Raw genomic sequence first — 18,442 nt, forward strand, 5'->3', positions numbered from 1 at the left:
TGCTTCTATTATAATTGATTATGATAATTATTTTCAATTGTAAAGTTTTAATTTTTTGAATTATGCTGATTTCTTTTCTATCGCCTCATCTAAAAATTTGAAATACGGAAGTAACATTCCTATTAAAGAGGTAACACATATAATTGCACCGATGATTACATATAGTGCTCTTACTCCCCACATTTCACTCAATATTCCCCCTACTAACACACCTAATGGCATAGCGGATCGTATAAAAAATAAACGCACTGAAAATACTTGTCCTATCATATTATTTTGGACGGTTTGTTGGCATATTGTCGTGTTATGAACATTGAAAAATGCAATACAAATCCCTGCTATTACTTCAATTATTATTGCAATGATAATACTATGATTGAACCCTAGCGAAATGTATGTGAGTCCCCCTATAAACAATCCTCCAAGCATAAGTATACGCCGGCTTTTATATGTTACTTTTCCGACTAATACTGAGCCAATTACGTAGCCAAGTGGAAAACCTGCCATGAAATAGCCGAACTCTGCATATCCCGCTGACAGCTCATCTTTTATATATGGAAGATTTGTAACCATCGTTACCCCTACTCCAAACTGTACGAAAGTAAGAAATATACCGAGCCAAACGATGATTGGTTTTGTAAAAAAATATGTAAAACCTTGAAGGAATTGTTCTAGCCACGTTTTTCGTATATCTGTTGTAGTTCTCCTTTCTTCTATATAAAGTAAGAAAGCACCACTAACAAATAGACAAATACATACGAAAGATAATGTAAGTTCTGTTCCAATGAAATGAATTACTACTCCACCTAATACTGGTGCAAGAAACATCATGAGACGAGTCATTCCATCAATATACGCATTTGCGTCTTGAAGTTGTTCTTTACTTACAATGCTCGGTGTAATTGCCTGACTCGCAGGTGTATAAAGAGGTGTAATAAGTCCCACTACAATTTGAACAACATAAATATGCCAAACTTCTATACTACCTGTAACTAGCATCATCAAAGGTAATAAGAATACGGATGATCGTATCCATTGTGAAAAAATCATAATCCACTTTCGGCTCCATTTATCAATAAATGGGCCACTTATTAATTGCAGTATGAGTGATGGGATGAAATATAATAGCCACATACTACTTAAAGCCATTTCCGATCCTGTTAACTCATATACTAGAATTGAATTACATAACGTTCCGAAAGCCCCTCCTAATTCTGAGATTGCACTACCAATCCACATAAAAAAGAAAGAACGATTTTTCAATACACTCTTCACTATAGCTCACCAACTTTTCTCTTAAATTCCTCCCTTTATGTACATTCTCGTTGTAAATTATCTATTTAAAAATACATCTAATTCTTTCGCTAACGACTGCACTGCTTTCTTCCTTAATACATACTTTCCGTCATGTATATCAACTAACTTCGCTGCACGTAACAATTTCAAATGATGGTGTACTGTCGATTTACCAAGCTGCAATCTTTCCGTTATTTCCTGTAATGTACGTTCTTTTTCAAACAACATTTTTATAATTCGCAATCTCGCCTCATCCCCAAGAGCCTTATGTTTTTGAACTAAAAAATAATTCGGCTCATACGGATCTTCGGGATGAATGCTTTCATTCGCAACTGGATAATGAAATACTTTCGTATCTTCAATATCTGCTTCAATATTCCACGGTCTGTACGTCATTTGCGGAATAAGAAGTACGTGATGAACACTTGGCTCTGGCATATAGTTCACTCCGCCAGTCGCCCACTCGACAAACTCTTCCGGTTTCATCTTTTTATTCATTTCATTTTTTGCTTCATAATCTCGTTTTAATATAGAAAGTATTTCTTCTTCCTCTTTCTTAATTATGCTCTCATACCAACCTGTCATTACAGTGATTAAATGAGATTTCAGCACTTGTACATCTACATCACATATAAAGCTAATATAAGTAGAAAAAAACGTATGATCCTGCGTTAATTCCTTTAGTTCATGTATTGCAGTTACATCTCTACTTGCGGCTAAACGTCTTTTCTCTTCATACTTCTCCCCTAAAAACGGTAAACATATAAATTTCAAATCTTCTTCTGAAAGTAAATCAATTTTAAAATTAAACTGCGATAAATCTTGAAAATCCTCTTCATACAATAACTGAAGCAATGCTTTCCACGTATTATGTTCTTCTACAAACTGCAAGTGTTCTTCCATCTCATCTGTTAATGATTGTCTAATTCCTTTCCATTCACTTTCAGTCTTTTCAAGAGTATCAATTAACCTTTTATGAGTAATTGCTGCAATGCCAAGTGCACATTCGAAAAGTATCGAATATTTCACCTGAACGTTGTATGTTTCCCTCTTTTTACTCTTTATGTGATAGACCTCCATTTTTATCTCCTCCTTGTTTGCTATGTATTAAATTCTATTTTTATCGAATTTATCCTTCTATATTTTTGGAATTTACAAAAATATAAATTAAACCACATTCATTCTAAATTAAGAAGAATAAGAGCTTTTTTATATACAAATAATAAAGCTCAAGGAGTGGTTGACATGCATTTCATATTAAATATGTTAGGGATTTTCGTTGTCATATTAATCGTTTTCTTATGTTCGCCTAATAAAAAACATATAAAATGGAGACCAATTGTAATTCTCATCATATTGGAGCTTTTTATTACGTGGTTTATGTTAGGCACGAAACTCGGCAGTATTATCATTAATAAAATTGCGTCATTTTTCAGTTGGCTACTGGCATGCGCGAACGAAGGTATTCGCTTTGCATTTCCTTCCGCTATGGACAGTCCACACATTGATTTCTTCTTTAGTGCATTACTTCCTATCATTTTTGTTATTACTTTTTTCGATATTCTATCTTATTTCGGAATCTTAACTTGGATTATTGATAAAGTAGGTGCAGTTATTTCAAAGATTTCTCGTTTGCCAAAGTTAGAAAGTTTCTTTTCCATTCAAATGATGTTTTTAGGGAACACCGAAGCACTTGCAGTTGTTCGTGATCAATTATCTGTTTTAAAAGAAAATCGTTTGTTGACTTTTGGAATTATGAGTATGAGTAGCGTTAGCGGATCCATTCTTGGCGCTTATTTATCAATGGTTCCAGCAACGTATATTTTCAGTGCCATACCTTTAAATTGTATCAATGCATTAATTTTAGCCAATGTTTTAAACCCTGTAGAAGTTACGAAAGAAGAAGATGTCGTATATACACCTTCAAAGCATGAAAAAAAGGATTTCTTTTCTACTATTTCAAACAGTATGTTAGTTGGAATGAATATGGTTATCGTTATTTTAGCCATGGTAATTGGATATGTAGCTTTAACAGCATGTTTAAATGGGATTTTAGGCTTTTTTGTAACGGGGTTAACAATTCAAAAAATCTTCTCCATTATCTTTAGTCCTTTTGCATTTTTACTTGGTTTATCAGGCAGTGATGCTATGTATGTAGCTGAACTAATGGGGATCAAAATAACGACGAATGAATTTGTTGCAATGATGGATTTAAAATCAAACTTAAAGTCGCTACAACCGCATACGGTTGCGGTTGCAACAACATTTCTAGCTTCTTTTGCTAACTTTAGTACAGTAGGTATGATTTACGGAACTTACAATTCATTATTTGGCGGAGAAAAATCATCAGTCATCGGTAAAAATGTTTGGAAGCTTCTTGTAAGCGGGATGGCTGTTTCTTTATTAAGTGCTATGCTCGTTGGGCTATTTGTATGGTAAATAATTATTAAAATAAAAGACACCCAAGCCAATTGAGTGTCTTTTATTATTATTTTCGAATTTGTCCATTTCCACGAATTACATATTTTGTGGAAGTTAATGCCGGAAGCCCCATTGGTCCTCTTACGTGTAACTTTTGCGTACTAATACCAATTTCCGCTCCGAATCCAAATTCGGATCCATCTGTAAAACGAGTCGATGCATTATGATAAAGTGCCGCGGCATCTACAGAGGTGAAAAATTTGCTGACATTTTCCTCGTTTTCAGTAATAATCGCTTCAGAATGCATAGATCCATACGTATTTATATGATGAATCGCTTCTTCAACAGTGGAAACCACTTTCACTGCTAGTGTGAGAGATAAAAACTCTGTTTCCCAGTCTTCTTCTGTCGCAAGTAAGATAGAAGGATCAATCGCCACTGCTTTATTATCACCACGTAGCTCCACTCCTCTTTCCTTCAATGAAGAAAACAACTCGCTACCATATTGCTCTGCCCAATTCTCATGAAGTACAATCGTCTCAATTGCATTACATACAGATGGACGCTGTGTTTTTGCATTAATAATAATATTAAACGCCATTTGTTTATCTGCTGTTTCATCAATGAATATATGACAATTTCCCGCACCTGTTTCAAGTACTGGAACAGACGCTTCTCTCACTACTGTATCAATTAATTGTTTACCGCCTCTTGGTATAAGAACATCCAAGTACTCGTTCAATGTAAACAACTGTTTTGCACTATCTCTCGTTGTATCTTCTATGAGCTGTACACTTTCTGAAGACAAGCTAGTTTGCTTAAGCGCACGGTGAATCACGCTAACGATGGCTTTGTTAGAATGGATAGCAGAAGAACTACCACGCAGTATTACTGCGTTTCCTGTTTTTAAACAAATTGTAGCAGCATCTACTGTCACATTCGGCCTCGCCTCGTATATCATTCCGACAACACCAAGTGGTACGCGCATCTCCTGAATAGATAGTCCATTTGGTCGTTCCCATGCACTTACACATTCTCCAACAGGATCACGTAAATCAATTAACTGCTTAATACCTTCAGCCATATCAAGAATGCGCTGTTCATTTAGCATAAGACGATCAAGGAGAGAATCGGAAAATCCTTTCTCCTTACCTTCTTCAATATCCCGTTTGTTTTCTTCTAAAATATAAGCTGTTTCTACTATTAACTGATTAGCAATTGCAGCAAGTGCTTCATTTTTTTGACCTGTAGTTTTAAGCACAAGTTCTCTAGCAACCTCTTTTGCTTTTATCCCCTTTGCCAACACTTCATTCATTTTTATTTCCTCCTTTTTAAAGTGAAACCCAATGATCCCTATGGATGACTTCATAACTATGTCTCTTGCCTCTTGACTGAATATCTTGGCTTTGCATACCTTTTACATCTCTTAGTTCCTCTGCACTATATGTGCATTGTCCTTTTCCTATTACGCGCCCTTGTTGCGTTACAACCTCTACCACTTCACCCACTTGGAAAAATCCTGATACATTCGTAACACCAGCTGGAAGTAAACTCTTTCCATGCTGAATGATGGCAGTTGCCGCCCCAGCATCTACTTCAATTTGTCCGCTAACAAGCGAATGCAAGGCAATCCATTGCTTGTTCATCTTCATTTCTTTTTGAGGAGCATAGCCGACATACGTTCCATCCCCCTTACCCTTCAAAACATCTATAAACTTTTCCTGTCCACGTCCTGTTCCGATAAATACACTCACACCAAGAGAGAGTGCTGTCTTTGCAGCATCGATTTTTGATTTCATACCGCCAGTCCCAAGTTTTGAGCCAGCATCTCCTGCAAGAGAAGAAATTTCTTCCGTAACTTCAGGAAGAAAATAATATTTTTTTGCATCCGCATTTTTCTGAGGATTTTTGTCATATAACCCGTTCACATCCGTAAAGATCATAAGCATATCCGCCGAAACAAGCCCGCTTACTAAAGCTGACAGCATATCATTATCACCGAACGTCAGCTCCTCTAAAGAGATGGAATCATTTTCATTAATGATTGGCAGAGCGGAGCGGTTTAGTAACTCTCCTAAAGTAGCGTAAGCATTACTATATTGTTCTTTTCTAGAAAAATCACTTCTCGTCAGTAAAAGTTGCGCAGTAACGATGCCATATTTACGGAATTCCTCCGTGTACGCCTGCATTAACAAACTTTGCCCGACAGCTGCTGCAGCCTGTTTCCCTTTAATCGTTACAGGTCTGCTAGGATATCCTAGCGCTGAAAAACCTGCAGCGACGGCTCCAGATGTAATTAACACAACCTCGTGCCCATCTTCTTTCAACCGAGCCAATGCGGCAACGTGATCTGAAAGCTGTTCTGTAGAGATGCCTCCATGACTATCTGCCAAGGAACTACTTCCAATCTTTACAACAATTCGTTGTTTTTTCACTTTTTTATCCCCCAAGTCTAAAATCAAAGTTTTTATAATTTACACTTCATCCACTTTGCAACTATATCTATTCTCATCAATGCAGTACTGAAGTATTTAAGAGCAAAATAAAAATGACCGCTTCGCCCTTAATAAAATAAAAAGGACGAAACGGTCATTGTTCCGCGGTACCACCTTAATTGATATACATAGATATCCACTTGGTGCCCATAACGCAGGCGAACGCCTAAACTTTCATTTAAGACTCAGGGATAGGTTCGATACATTCTATACGAGGAATCTTTCAGCCGGTGAATTCCACTCTCTTTCGCAAGAAGACATATGTACTAATTCCCTTCAACGATTTTCGATCTAATTTTTTTATATTATGCGATATAGTTCGATTCGGTGTCAAGAGATATTTTTAAAAATAAATAGAGCCACAAGTTACTTGTATGAAATTATTGCCCTACTGAATGAAAATACAAATTGATATAAGTTTAACTCATATTCATAAACATAAAAACTTAAATTATAGTGTATATATTTACATAATGTCGAATATAATTAATTTTTATCTTTTAGTGTTGCAAAAAGGAATATATTCTCTTAGAATGTTTCTTTATATTGCACAGGGATGTTATTCTTATTCTAAGATAATAATATCAAACCGATATAATTGATTATAAAAGGAGCAAGATTGAGTTATTATGGATAAACAAATTGGATTCATCGGTTGCGGAAATATGGGAATGGCTATGATTGGCGGAATGATAAACAAAAATATAGTGTCTTCAAATCATATTATTTGTTCAGATTTAAACACTGCTAATTTAAAAAATGCTAGTGAAAAATATGGGCTAACTACAACTACCGACAACAATAAAGTAGCTAAAAATGCTGATATTTTAATTTTATCAATTAAACCAGACCTATACGCATCAATAATTAATGAAATAAAAGAAGTAATCAAAAACGATGCTATCATCATTACGATCGCTGCTGGGAAAAGTATTGAAAGTACTGAAAATGCCTTTAATCAAAAATTAAAGGTTGTAAGAGTAATGCCTAATACTCCTGCTCTTGTTGGAGAAGGAATGTCTGCATTATGCCCTAATGAAATGGTGACAGAAAAAGATTTAGAAGATGTACTAAACATTTTCAATAGTTTTGGTCAAACAGAGATCGTAAGTGAAAAATTAATGGATGTTGTCACATCCGTAAGTGGTTCTTCACCAGCTTATGTATATATGATTATAGAAGCGATGGCAGATGCTGCTGTACTAGATGGTATGCCAAGAAATCAAGCATATAAATTCGCTGCTCAAGCTGTGTTAGGCTCTGCAAAAATGGTACTAGAAACAGGAATACATCCAGGTGAATTGAAAGATATGGTTTGTTCTCCTGGCGGAACGACAATAGAAGCTGTAGCGACATTAGAGGAAAAAGGATTACGAACAGCGATTATTTCAGCTATGCAACGTTGTACGCAAAAGTCTGTTGAACTATCTGGTCAAACTAAAAAGTAAAACTATAAAAGAGATTACGTCAGCTATGAATTCACATGAATTTAATTAAAAATTCACTACATGATAAACGGCCAAACTCATATATAATTGAGCTTGGCTGTTTCGGTTTTTAATTATATTAAAATAATTTAATTCGAATCTTCTTTAAAGGCTCTGTTTTATCCCTTACCTATTCCCTACTATGATTGTGTAATTTTATTAGAAACTAATAATTTTTCAATGCATTTCGGTAACATATCTAATAGTGTTTCAAATGCGTAGTTTACATCTAGACGTTCTGTCCATTGATGTGCATCTTTTCCTACCGGCCCCATATTTAATACTGGAACATCAAACTCTTCTAATTCCTGAAGCGGAATTGAATAACCTTTATCCCATAATGGCATATTGTCTACAAGCGAACTCATTGAATCCAGTGGATACTGCAAGCCTACATAGCTTAAATCTGAAATCCCCCCAAAATAATTTTGGTTTTCAAATGTAATCTTATGATTGTAGTGTGCATACTTTTCCATTTCTACAACTACCTCTTTTATTAAAGGATTGTTGCGTGAACTCACAGCTGGATAGTACGGCGGAGCGAAGAAAAGTACAATCATCGGTGCCTTTTCTTTACATAAAATCGCTAATTTATCTACTAAATCAATCGTTACCGCACGATCATCTTTATCCTCTCTATTTTTTATAATATTAGATTGAATATGATTTATTTTTTCTTGTCCATGTTGCTCAATTGCATATGTGATAAGCTCTTCATAAGTTAATACATTTACTTTGAGATTAGGTGGTATAAATGGATTATATTTAGAAAAACGATATGCATGTTTTTCATACGACTCTTCTATTTTCTCTGCTACTTTCGTTACTTTTTGACGTAATAATGAAACTACATCTGTCATTGATTTTTCTAATAAAAACAAATTAAATAATGTAACTGCACGATGCGGAATTTGTACAGAATAATCCTCCTTTAAGTCCCTTTGAAGTAAGTTAGTTGGCGGAGGACTCGCTTCACCTTCTACAATATCACAAAGGTCTGTGTTTAACTCTAATTCTGCTGTTATTAATGAAGCCATATAACTCCCATTTAAGCCTGCAAAAGGTTCACCTACATGTGTCTCTTTTCCATAGCAAAGAAAACCAGGTAACACTTTACCAATAGAGCCAGTGTAAATATACTTATTTTGGTCACCAGGATGTCTTGAAAACATAGGCTCTGAGTTTAAGACCGTTTTATAATCTAAGTTATGCTCTCTAGCTAAATCTAACAGTCTTGGAACAGCGGCCCTCATCCCTACAGAATTCACTTCTTCATCTGGTACAGCCAATAAAAGAACATTCCCATCGAATCTTCCTTCACATGCTTGTTCAATCATTGCCATTTGTAATGCAAGGCCGCATTTCATATCCATTGTTCCCCTACCAAACAGCCATTCTCCATGCTCTATATCTTCACGTACATGGTCTGGAAGTTCATCTTTATGAGAATAAAACATAGATGTTAACTTTTTAGGATTAAATGCATCTTCTTTCCACACTCCGTAATCTTGTACATCTACAACATCAAAGTGACTTACTAGAATTACAGTATTTTTTGTACTATCGCTTTTCTTTACTAGTGCTGTAACAAAATATCGTCCGTCCCCTGTCGGATTTTTTTGTAAATGCTGCGGGTTTTCTTTGAAATACTGTAATTCAGATAATTGTTCCACAACAAAGTCTGGCAATATTACTTCAGCTTCTGAACCGGTAATACTAGGAATTTCAACAAGACTGCTTAATAATTGAATCAATTGTTCTTTTGATTGCCACTTTGACATATAAATCCCCCTATTTTTCCGCATTATGAAAACAAATTCCATTATATGAATAAAAAATGACGACAGCTATCAAAATTATAGTTCTGATGTACTGCCGATTTTTATTGATATTTCATGAGCTGCTTGTTTTACCTTGCTAATAAGAAAAGATAGTCGATCATCATTAATACGATGACTAATTAACCCAACACTTAATGCTCCTACTACTTTATGATTAAATCCGATAATAGGTGCAGCTACTGAAGCTGTCCCTTCTGTTTTTTCACCATAACTGACAGCATATCCTTCATTTTTTATTTGCTTTATTTGATTAAGAAGAATTTGCTTTTGTTCTGGTAATGAAGAAAGTAAATTTTCTACAATATGTTCCATTTCATTCGTTTTCATATTGGCAAGCATCGTTTTATTTGCGGCACCAATTGAAAGTGGAATTTGTTCCCCTAGATTATCGATAACTCGAATTTTTAAAGGACTATCAATTCTTTCAATGATAATAGAATGTGTTCCGTTTGGAATATTTAAATAGACACTTTCCTCCACTTCAGCAGCCAAACGTTTCATCACTTCTCTTGCAACAGATCTGTAGTCTACCTTCTCCAATTGACGTAACCCTATTTCCATCCACATTGGTCCAATTTTGTACTGTTTTGTCTCTGAAATTTGTGTAACTAACCCATGCTCCATTAAAGAGTTAAGTAATCTATGTACTGTACTAACCGGGAGATGTGTTCCATCAGCTATATCAGAAATAGCCCAATACTCTTTTTCATTTGTAGAATTCAATAATTTAATAATACTTATCGCTCGATCAATGGACTGTACCATAACTCGCCTCAACTTTACTCGTAATATGTTAGTATGCTTAATTAACTATCAATTTAGCAAACATTCGAAATGAAATCAATCTATTTATTTAATTTTCTAACAATAAAAACATATCACTAACAAAGAATTGAAAACGCAAACAAAAAAATATTGACTTTTCTTTTTAATTATCTGAAAATTATAACAAGATTTCACATCACGGAATACATTCCATAATACGGAAAAACACCAAACTTTATTCTATCAACTATGAAAGTGAGGAAAACAATGGCGCAAGTAAGCAATACAAACAATGAATTAAAACGGACGATGAAAAGTAGACACTTATTCATGATTGCACTCGGTGGTGTGATTGGAACGGGGTTATTTAACGGATCTGGCTTTATTATAAGTCAAGCTGGACCTGGCGGATCCGTACTTGCCTTTATGGCCGGTGGATTATTAATGTATTTCGTTATGCTATGTCTTGGTGAACTTGCTGTAGCCATGCCTGTTTCAGGTTCTTTCCAGGAATATGCCACTAAGTTCATCAATCCTGCAACTGGCTTTACAATCGGATGGTTGTATTGGTTAAGCTGGGCGAATACGACCGGTCTTGAATTTACAACTGCCGGCATTACAATGCAGCGCTGGTTTCCTGATATTCCTGTTTGGGTTTGGTGTTTAATATTTGGCGTTACAATCTTCACTATTAACGCATTATCTGCTCGTAGTTATGCAGAAACAGAATTTTGGTTTTCAAGTATAAAAGTATCTGCCATTATCGCTTTCATTATTCTTGGCGGCGCCGCTATGTTCGGTTTTATTGATTTAAAAGGTGACGAACCCGCTCCGCTATTATCAAATTTCGTAAATCATGGTGGTTTATTCCCAAATGGACTTGCCGCTATTCTTTTAACAATGGTTACAGTCAACTATTCCTTCCAAGGTACAGAACTTGTTGGAATCGCAGCAGGTGAAAGTGAAGATCCAGCAAAAACTTTACCTCGTTCTATTAGAAATATTATATGGCGCACAATGTTTTTCTTCGTCTTAGCAATCTTTGTTCTTGTTGCTTTAATTCCTTGGGAAGAAGCTGGATTAACAAAGAGCCCATTCGTTGCTGTTTTTGATAATATCGGTATTCCATATGCAGCTGATATTATGAACTTTGTTATTCTTACTGCTGTTCTTTCTGTTGCAAACTCAGGACTATACGCTGCTACTCGAATGCTTTGGTCTTTATCAAAAAACGAAATGGCTCCAGCCTTTTTAAAGAAATTATCATCACGTGGGATTCCTCTCAACGCTTTAATCATGACGATAGCTATTTCTGCTTTTTCTCTTTTGACAAGCGTAGTAGCTGCTGAAACGGTTTACTTATGGCTCATTTCAATTTCCGGAGTCATTACCATTATTGTTTGGATGTCAATTTGTGTTTCTCAATTCTTTTTCCGCAAACATTATTTAGCAGACGGTGGAAAATTAGAAGACTTAAAATTTAAAACACCACTTTATCCACTCGTACCAATTCTTGGTTTTGGATTGTATGGCATTATATTAATCAGTCTTATTTTTATCCCAGAACAACGACTTGGAATCTATTGCACTGTACCATTTATCATCTTTTGCTATACCTACTATCACTTTAAAGTTAAGAAAAGAATATCTACTAACACTCATAGTGAAAGTAAAATTAGCGAGACTTCGTAATATTTGACGATACATAAAAGACCACACATGGCGTTTCACTTCATGTGTGGTCTTTTATCGTTCCTTCTCTCATTTCCCCCTACTATTGAAAGAATTATTTATAACACTTTAAGTTCTGGATTGCTCAGGTGAACTTTGGGTTGAAAAATGAGCATTTCTATACCTTTCCCAAAATTTCAAGTTCTGCTAATGATGTTGTAGAAAGTGTTAATGTAGTAAATACTATAATACTAACAATTACTATTTTTACTATTCATAAGTTGATGATTCTGCTTACTATTACTGTTTTGTTTTGATATATTTAATATATATTTAAAGACAGACAGGAGTTAGATACGATGATAAAAGGTTTTGGAGGAATATTTTGGAGAACTAAGAATCTTGATGTTATAAAAAAATGGTACAGTGAAGTGTTGAAACTTGATATAGAAGATTGGAATGGAACTGTGATTAAACCCCAGTTAGGAAATGAGACCATCTTTTCTTTCTTTACAGAGAATGACAATTATTTTCCAAAAGAACAACAAGTGATGTTAAATTTCGAAGTACATAATCTAAACGAGACTATAAAGCATCTTGAGAATATTGGTGTACCTCTTGAGAAGAAAGAAGAAATCAGTGAATTTGGAAAGTTTATTTGGATTAAGGATCCTGAAGGTCGATTGATCGAACTTTGGGAGAAATAGTGGATTATACTTATTTACTATTAAGTTAACAGCTGCGTTAATACATCAAGGTAAATAAAAAAGGCGATTCCTTTAACTCCACAGGAAATCGATTTTTTTGTGGAGTTAAACTTCTTAGCTTTGTAAATCCTCATTTTTCAAATTCTACCCTATGGCCACCAACTTAAAAACATAAAAAACGCTATTCTTACGAAAAGAATAGCGTTTTTCATTATTTAAATATGATTTCATCTGAATTTAATAGATATATCCCCTCTCCTACAAAAGTAGTAGAGTGTTCATTTAAACACTTACTACCTCAGTGGGATTTATCACATTCCAATTTCAATATAATAGTAAATAGGTATATCGGATATAGATGTACATTACTAGGCTTATACATATTTCAACTTTAGAATTACATTCACTATTTAATTGGTAGTTACCAATAAAGAAAGGAATGATCATAATAATACAGAACATATACGAAACTCATTTACATGTAAGAAATTTAGAAAAGGCAATAAATTTCTATCAAAACAAGCTAGGATTAACATTAGCAAGAAAACTCTCCAAAAGAAGAGTGGCTTTCTTTTGGGTCGGAGAAAATAAACAACAAATGCTTGGACTATGGGAAGTAAATAATATCGAAGACTTTGAGCCGAGACATTTTGCTTTTGGTGTAAATTTAGAGTCTTTAATGACTTCTAAAGCGTGGTTAGAGGAACGTGGAATAAAAGTGATAGGAAGTCAAGGAAAAGGAAATCAAGAGCCAATTGTCCAAAGGTGGATGCCCGCTGCAAGTGTATACTTTCTAGATTGTGATGGAAATAAATTAGAATTCATTTCTATGTTACATGAGAATCCAGATGAATTAGAATATGCATCCTATTTAAGTGTATGGAATACGGAACACCAAGAAAAATGAATGAAATCTCCGTTCAAGTCTTTTCTTATTTTTAGATATAATGTTGTACTATCCCCATGCCCATCAACTTAAGAATTTAGAATTCCCCCCAAAAACGAAATTTCGTCACAAGTTGTCACAAAATTTCGTTTTTTAGGTAGTTTTATTTTCTTAGCTTGATTTCGATGAGCGGTACCCCATAAAGGCCCCTGATACATAATTGATGTTCTGCTATTTGTAGAAAACAATCCACTTATACCATTTTAACAAGAAGAAATATCTCGTCCATGTTGTAATATTGGCTTACGTTAAGCTTGTGAAAAAATCATATTCATGTATAATACAATTGATGTATGATACAATAGTTGTAGGAGGGTGACCTTTTTGAAAAGAGAAGATGCCTTAAAACTAAGAAAAGATATCAAGAAAATGATTATAATAACTGGGGTTTTTGAATCTCAAAATTTGCCCAATGGACCATTTGAAAAACCTTTACCAACTTCTCAAATGATGGCGTTAGAAGAACTAGAGGTGGAAAAATTAACTGTTTGGCAACTATCCAATAAACTTAGATTAGAGACTTCAACTGTAAGTAGATTGGTAGATAAATTAGTAAAAAAGGGGCTTATTTATCGTGAAGTAAATGAAAAAAATAGAAGAGAACTTTTTCTGCACCTCACAGAAAAAGGTCACATAACTGTTAATTGCTTAAGAGAGCAATCCATTACATTTTATCAAAGTATTCTCAATAATTTATCAGAATCAGAACAAAAAATAGTTGTGGATGGTTTTGAATTATTTATTGATTCTATTTCTAAGCCTTTTGATTAGAGTGAGGTAAGTCATAACATTTGGAGGATAAAATGAGTTTGCATTTTGAACGTCCTATTATTGAATTAAAAGAGAAATTTGATGAATTAAAGAAAATTATGAAAGAAAATAATGTAGATTTATCGTCAGAAATTCATGAATTAGAAAAACGTTTAAATAAAATGCAAGATAAAATTTATTCTAATATTACACCTTTTCAACGAGTTCAAATTGCAAGGCTACGTAACCGACCCACGACATTGGACTATATACCTTTATTGTTTACAAACTTTCTCGAACTTCATGGTGATCGATTATATGGTGATGATAAAGCAATGATAGGTGGTATTGCAAAATTTAAAGGAATGCCCGTTACGGTTATTGGTCATCAAAGAGGTAGAAATACAAAGGAAAGTATAGAAAGAAATTTTGGAATGGCACATCCAGAAGGTTATAGAAAAGCGCTAAGACTTATGAAACAAGCTGATAAATTTAATCGCCCTATTATTACATTTATTGATACAATAGGCGCCTATCCAGGGATAGGGTCTGAAGAACGTGGAATTTCTGAAGCGATAGCTCGAAATCTATTTGAAATGACTACACTTAAAGTGCCAATTGTTTGTATTGTAATTGGAGAGGCATCAAGTGGTGGAGCTCTTGGCATTAGTGTCGGTAACCATATCCATATGTTAGAGTATTCATGGTACTCGGTAATTTCGCCAGAAGGAGCAGCATCTATCCTATGGAAGGACGCTAAGTATGCTCCAGAAGCTGCTGAACATATGAAAATTTCAGCAAAAGATTTAAAACATTTAGGAATTATTGATGAAATCATTCCTGAAATTAAAGGTGGAGCACAAAATGATATACAATCACAGGCAAAAATGATTGAATCTGTAATCGAATCATCTCTAAAAAAATTGATACTATTATCCTCGGAAGAGCTTATACAACAGCGATATGAAAAGTATAGACAAATAGAGAATTATAAATGAAAGTATTTAAAGTCCGTATTACATTTCGGAGGATTATCACAAAAAATTCTAAATATTTTGTAAGTAACCTCTTAAACTGGGATATGCTGATACTATCACTCTACAAAAGATGTGTGATCGGTATGGAAAAGGATAATTTGTTCAAAATGGATCAACGTGGTGTGTACTATATACCGCGACTCAAATTAAACAATAGGATATATGTCAAAAATGAATTTCCTGAATACTTTCGAAACGGAACAATAAAAAAACAATATCAGTACATCAAAGTTGATTTAGAGCACATCATGGATACCTTAAAACCAGGACAGTCCTATGAAATAAAAGAAGCTTATTTTGGAAAGGATAAAAAACTATTCACTCGGGTGATTATGTATCGATTAACAGAAAAACAACTTCGTGAGCGTATGAAAAAACAAGTGTACACAGAAAGTACACTTTGTTTTCATTTTTAAGTTGATGGGCATGTGTACTCCCCCCTTTTGCTATTAATTTTCCGTTATGAACAGTTATCATAACGGAAAATTAATGACAACTCCATTTGTTAACATAATGTATTTACTGTCAACTTATATTTGTACTTACGTACAAGCAATTTTCTAATCTGCTTCAATTATAATTTAAATCATTTAATTTTTCTTCTTATCTGGCATCTACTCTTTAAACAAAAACTCCCCTTAAATCGAAAATGATTAAGGAGAGTTTTATATACGATGCAATTATAGTTCAGATTTCACCCGAACAGAAACATTATTTTTAATTATATTTTTGACATCTTTAAAGCTAACAAAATTGTTACTTTTCTCATCCCAAAGACGGAAACGGAGTGAACGCAAGCTTGTAGCAAGCGTAATCGTTGGTACATTTTTTAAAGGAAGCGTATTGTTGTGTGCCTCTTCTAATTTATAGTTAGGTACTCTTGGACTTAAATGGTGAACATGATGGAATCCAATATTACCCGTTAGAAATTGCAAAATTTTTGGAAGTTTATAAAAAGAACTTCCCTCCACTGCCGCTTTCACATATTCCCACTCTTTATCTTCTTCAAAATAAGAATCCTCGAATGTGTGCTGTACGTAAAACAACCAAATACCTATTGAACCTGCTATTAAAAATATAGAACCATGTACTAAAAGAAACGATTGCCATCCAATTGCCCAGCAAAGCATTCCTATAATAGCAACGATTAAAATATTCGTTAAATATGTGTTCATACGTTCTTTTTTTCTAGCACCTTTTCGGTTAAATCTATTTTTAAGCAGGAAAACATAAATCGGGCCTAACCCAAACATAACGAATGGATTGCGATATAAACGATATGCTAAACGGAGTCTAAATGGTGCTGCTACATATTCATCTACTGTAAGCGTCCAAATATCTCCTGTACCTCTTTTATCCAAATTACCACTCGTAGCGTGGTGAATAGAATGCTCATGCCCCCACTGATCAAATGGGAATAATGTTAAAACACCCATACACGTTCCAACTATTCTATTTGCACGTCGACTTTTAAAAAACGAATAATGGGTGCAATCATGAAAAATAATGAAAATCCTTGTCATAAATCCAGCGGCTAACAGTGCTGGAACTAATGTTAACCAATAAGAAACTGACAAACTTTTATAAGCAAGGTACCATAAAATAATAAATGGCACGATTGTGTTGATCAGTTGCCAAACACTTTTTTTAATCGTTGATTTTTCAAAAGGAGCAACTTGTTTTTTTAAATTTTTAGTATTTTCTAAGGTCATTGTTCTAATTCCTTTCCTTTTTGTTGCTAATTCATATTATAGCACACTATTAGTATCAGGTGTTAAAAGTAGCTATAATAAATATTTTATACTATAAAAATCTCTTTTTTCTTACTCATTACTTACAAATTTCTTACGTCCAAAATAGCTTCTATAATTGGACAGACGGAGCATTTTATATATCAAAGAAACTTCGAATTTTTCCAATAAGTACATAAAAAAACAGAGAGTTTTTTCACAAGAAGAAAAGAGCTACCATAAGTCAATTTCACCGACTTATGGCAGCTCCTCTTCTTTTTACCTTATTTTATCGATGAAGCCAAACTGCACCTGCAGACTTGTCTTCAGCTTGGCCTACCACTTCAAACTTCAGTCCTAATTTTGGTAACTTACGTCCTGCATCAGGAATAATGCTGTTGATGTATTGCTTAGAATCATCAAATTTCGCCACTCCTGGTAATCCTTTATTATCAAAGATACCGCGAGTTGGTGAATTTACTTTCCATGCTGGCGTTTGATCAAATGAGAATGCCGCATCGGCAATTTGATAACGCGTACTGCTCTTCACAGTAGGTTGTCCGTTTAATGTCCCTACAATTGCCTCTGGATGAGAATCTACAACTCCTAAGAACCCTTCACCTGGATGAACGCCTACCCAGTTATCTGTAAAGCTTTGATCCGCATACCATACAACCATTCCTGTATTAAATACTGGGCCACGTGCATGTTGTAACGCAGTGTCAGAACCAGCGTAATTTCTCCACTCTACATAGTAATTATGTTTTTTCTGTTCAAATCCGTTAGACACAGTAAAGCCTTTTAACGTCATTGCTGGCTGACCTTCTGCATCATCAGAGAAAACAACTTTTCCATCTACAGTTAAGGCTGCATTATCTAACGCAAATCCTTTATAAGCTACTGCAATATCTGTTAAGTACTCAAATTGCAGTTTTACTTTTTTTCCTTTGAATTGGCTTAAATCGTATGATTTATCAACCCATTTACCATCAGTTGTATCCGCGCCGCCTTTTACATCTTTTTCGCCCATTCTATCAATGCGTGTCTTCGTTCCATCTTCTGCAATCGCATATACGTCAAGGAAATCATACTTCGCTTCAAGTTCGTAAAATGCCTTATAATCGAACTTAGCATCCTTTGCATTTGTTAAGTCAAATACTGGTGTCTCAAGTGTTGTATGAATGTCATTTCCTTTTGTACTATAATAGAACTTCTTACCAAACGCCGATTCGATATTTTTTATATCTTTGTCCGGCAAGTTAACACGAACGATTCCAGGTCGTTTAGATTTTGTAG

The 18,442-nt window shown here is 34.5% G+C and carries 15 protein-coding genes, 1 pseudogene and 1 other annotated feature; of the genes and pseudogenes, 8 read left to right on the forward strand and 8 right to left on the reverse strand.

Annotated features, from left to right (window positions below; translation table 11 throughout):
• Positions 1 to 60 precede the first annotated feature (60 nt).
• Together MR170_RS18020 and MR170_RS18025 are read right to left on the reverse strand one after the other, a co-directional pair.
• On the reverse strand, positions 61 to 1,275 hold the full coding sequence (locus tag MR170_RS18020; RefSeq protein ID WP_098285957.1) for an MFS transporter: 1,215 nt from the start codon (positions 1,273 to 1,275) through the stop codon (positions 61 to 63).
• 57 nt (positions 1,276 to 1,332) lie between these two features.
• The gene (locus MR170_RS18025; protein WP_242308828.1) at positions 1,333 to 2,376 is read right to left on the reverse strand and encodes an ArsR/SmtB family transcription factor; all 1,044 of its coding nucleotides are present in this window, start codon (positions 2,374 to 2,376) and stop codon (positions 1,333 to 1,335) included.
• 165 nt (positions 2,377 to 2,541) lie between these two features.
• Here MR170_RS18025 and MR170_RS18030 point away from each other — a divergent pair, with 165 nt between their 5' ends.
• A complete protein-coding gene (locus MR170_RS18030; RefSeq protein WP_016081150.1) occupies positions 2,542 to 3,735 on the forward strand; it encodes a NupC/NupG family nucleoside CNT transporter in 1,194 nt (397 codons plus the stop codon).
• Between the two features lie 49 nt (positions 3,736 to 3,784).
• Here the strand turns inward: MR170_RS18030 and MR170_RS18035 are convergent, their stop codons facing one another.
• Both MR170_RS18035 and proB read right to left on the reverse strand, forming a co-directional pair.
• On the reverse strand, positions 3,785 to 5,032 hold the full coding sequence (locus MR170_RS18035) for a glutamate-5-semialdehyde dehydrogenase (RefSeq protein ID WP_043936188.1): 1,248 nt from the start codon (positions 5,030 to 5,032) through the stop codon (positions 3,785 to 3,787).
• Positions 5,033 to 5,048: 16 nt separating this feature from the next.
• Positions 5,049 to 6,152, reverse strand: a complete 1,104-nt coding sequence (proB, locus tag MR170_RS18040) for a glutamate 5-kinase (RefSeq protein ID WP_016081148.1) — start codon at positions 6,150 to 6,152, stop codon at positions 5,049 to 5,051.
• A gap of 138 nt (positions 6,153 to 6,290) precedes the next feature.
• Positions 6,291 to 6,501, reverse strand: a binding site (T-box leader).
• A gap of 340 nt (positions 6,502 to 6,841) precedes the next feature.
• On the opposite strand from proB, the gene proC reads away from it, so the two are divergent.
• Positions 6,842 to 7,660: a pyrroline-5-carboxylate reductase gene (gene proC, locus MR170_RS18045; protein ID WP_043936193.1), complete on the forward strand. Its 819-nt coding sequence runs from the start codon at positions 6,842 to 6,844 to the stop codon at positions 7,658 to 7,660.
• 179 nt (positions 7,661 to 7,839) lie between these two features.
• Here the strand turns inward: proC and MR170_RS18050 are convergent, their stop codons facing one another.
• Entirely contained in the window at positions 7,840 to 9,504 is a 1,665-nt protein-coding gene (locus tag MR170_RS18050; RefSeq protein ID WP_152530539.1) for a M20/M25/M40 family metallo-hydrolase, read from the reverse strand.
• 51 nt (positions 9,505 to 9,555) lie between these two features.
• Complete coding sequence (locus MR170_RS18055) at positions 9,556 to 10,305, reverse strand: IclR family transcriptional regulator (RefSeq protein WP_000250751.1); 750 nt, start codon at positions 10,303 to 10,305, stop codon at positions 9,556 to 9,558.
• A gap of 267 nt (positions 10,306 to 10,572) precedes the next feature.
• Here MR170_RS18055 and MR170_RS18060 point away from each other — a divergent pair, with 267 nt between their 5' ends.
• The 6 genes and pseudogenes from MR170_RS18060 to MR170_RS18085 form a co-directional block, all read left to right on the forward strand.
• Positions 10,573 to 11,997, forward strand: coding sequence for an amino acid permease (locus MR170_RS18060; RefSeq protein ID WP_016081145.1), 1,425 nt, complete (start codon positions 10,573 to 10,575; stop codon positions 11,995 to 11,997).
• A gap of 338 nt (positions 11,998 to 12,335) precedes the next feature.
• A complete protein-coding gene (locus tag MR170_RS18065) occupies positions 12,336 to 12,683 on the forward strand; it encodes a VOC family protein (protein WP_016081144.1) in 348 nt (115 codons plus the stop codon).
• A 448-nt stretch (positions 12,684 to 13,131) separates the two neighbouring features.
• Positions 13,132 to 13,590, forward strand: coding sequence for a VOC family protein (locus MR170_RS18070; protein WP_242308831.1), 459 nt, complete (start codon positions 13,132 to 13,134; stop codon positions 13,588 to 13,590).
• A gap of 363 nt (positions 13,591 to 13,953) precedes the next feature.
• Entirely contained in the window at positions 13,954 to 14,400 is a 447-nt protein-coding gene (locus MR170_RS18075; RefSeq protein ID WP_000817653.1) for a MarR family winged helix-turn-helix transcriptional regulator, read from the forward strand.
• 32 nt (positions 14,401 to 14,432) lie between these two features.
• The gene (locus MR170_RS18080; protein WP_000052088.1) at positions 14,433 to 15,377 is read left to right on the forward strand and encodes an acetyl-CoA carboxylase carboxyltransferase subunit alpha; all 945 of its coding nucleotides are present in this window, start codon (positions 14,433 to 14,435) and stop codon (positions 15,375 to 15,377) included.
• Positions 15,378 to 15,508: 131 nt separating this feature from the next.
• Positions 15,509 to 15,811: pseudogene (locus tag MR170_RS18085) on the forward strand (IS4 family transposase); the annotation flags it as partial.
• A gap of 285 nt (positions 15,812 to 16,096) precedes the next feature.
• Here MR170_RS18085 and desA read toward each other — a convergent pair.
• Both desA and MR170_RS18095 read right to left on the reverse strand, forming a co-directional pair.
• The gene (gene desA / locus MR170_RS18090) at positions 16,097 to 17,128 is read right to left on the reverse strand and encodes a Delta(5) desaturase DesA (RefSeq protein WP_000171497.1); all 1,032 of its coding nucleotides are present in this window, start codon (positions 17,126 to 17,128) and stop codon (positions 16,097 to 16,099) included.
• Positions 17,129 to 17,435: 307 nt separating this feature from the next.
• Positions 17,436 to 18,442 (reverse strand): choice-of-anchor J domain-containing protein (locus MR170_RS18095; RefSeq protein WP_242308829.1); only part of this gene is annotated, 1,007 nt, incomplete at its 5' end.

The organism is Bacillus cereus group sp. BfR-BA-01524, assembly GCF_022662595.1.
GTDB classification, from domain to species: domain Bacteria; phylum Bacillota; class Bacilli; order Bacillales; family Bacillaceae_G; genus Bacillus_A; species Bacillus_A thuringiensis_S.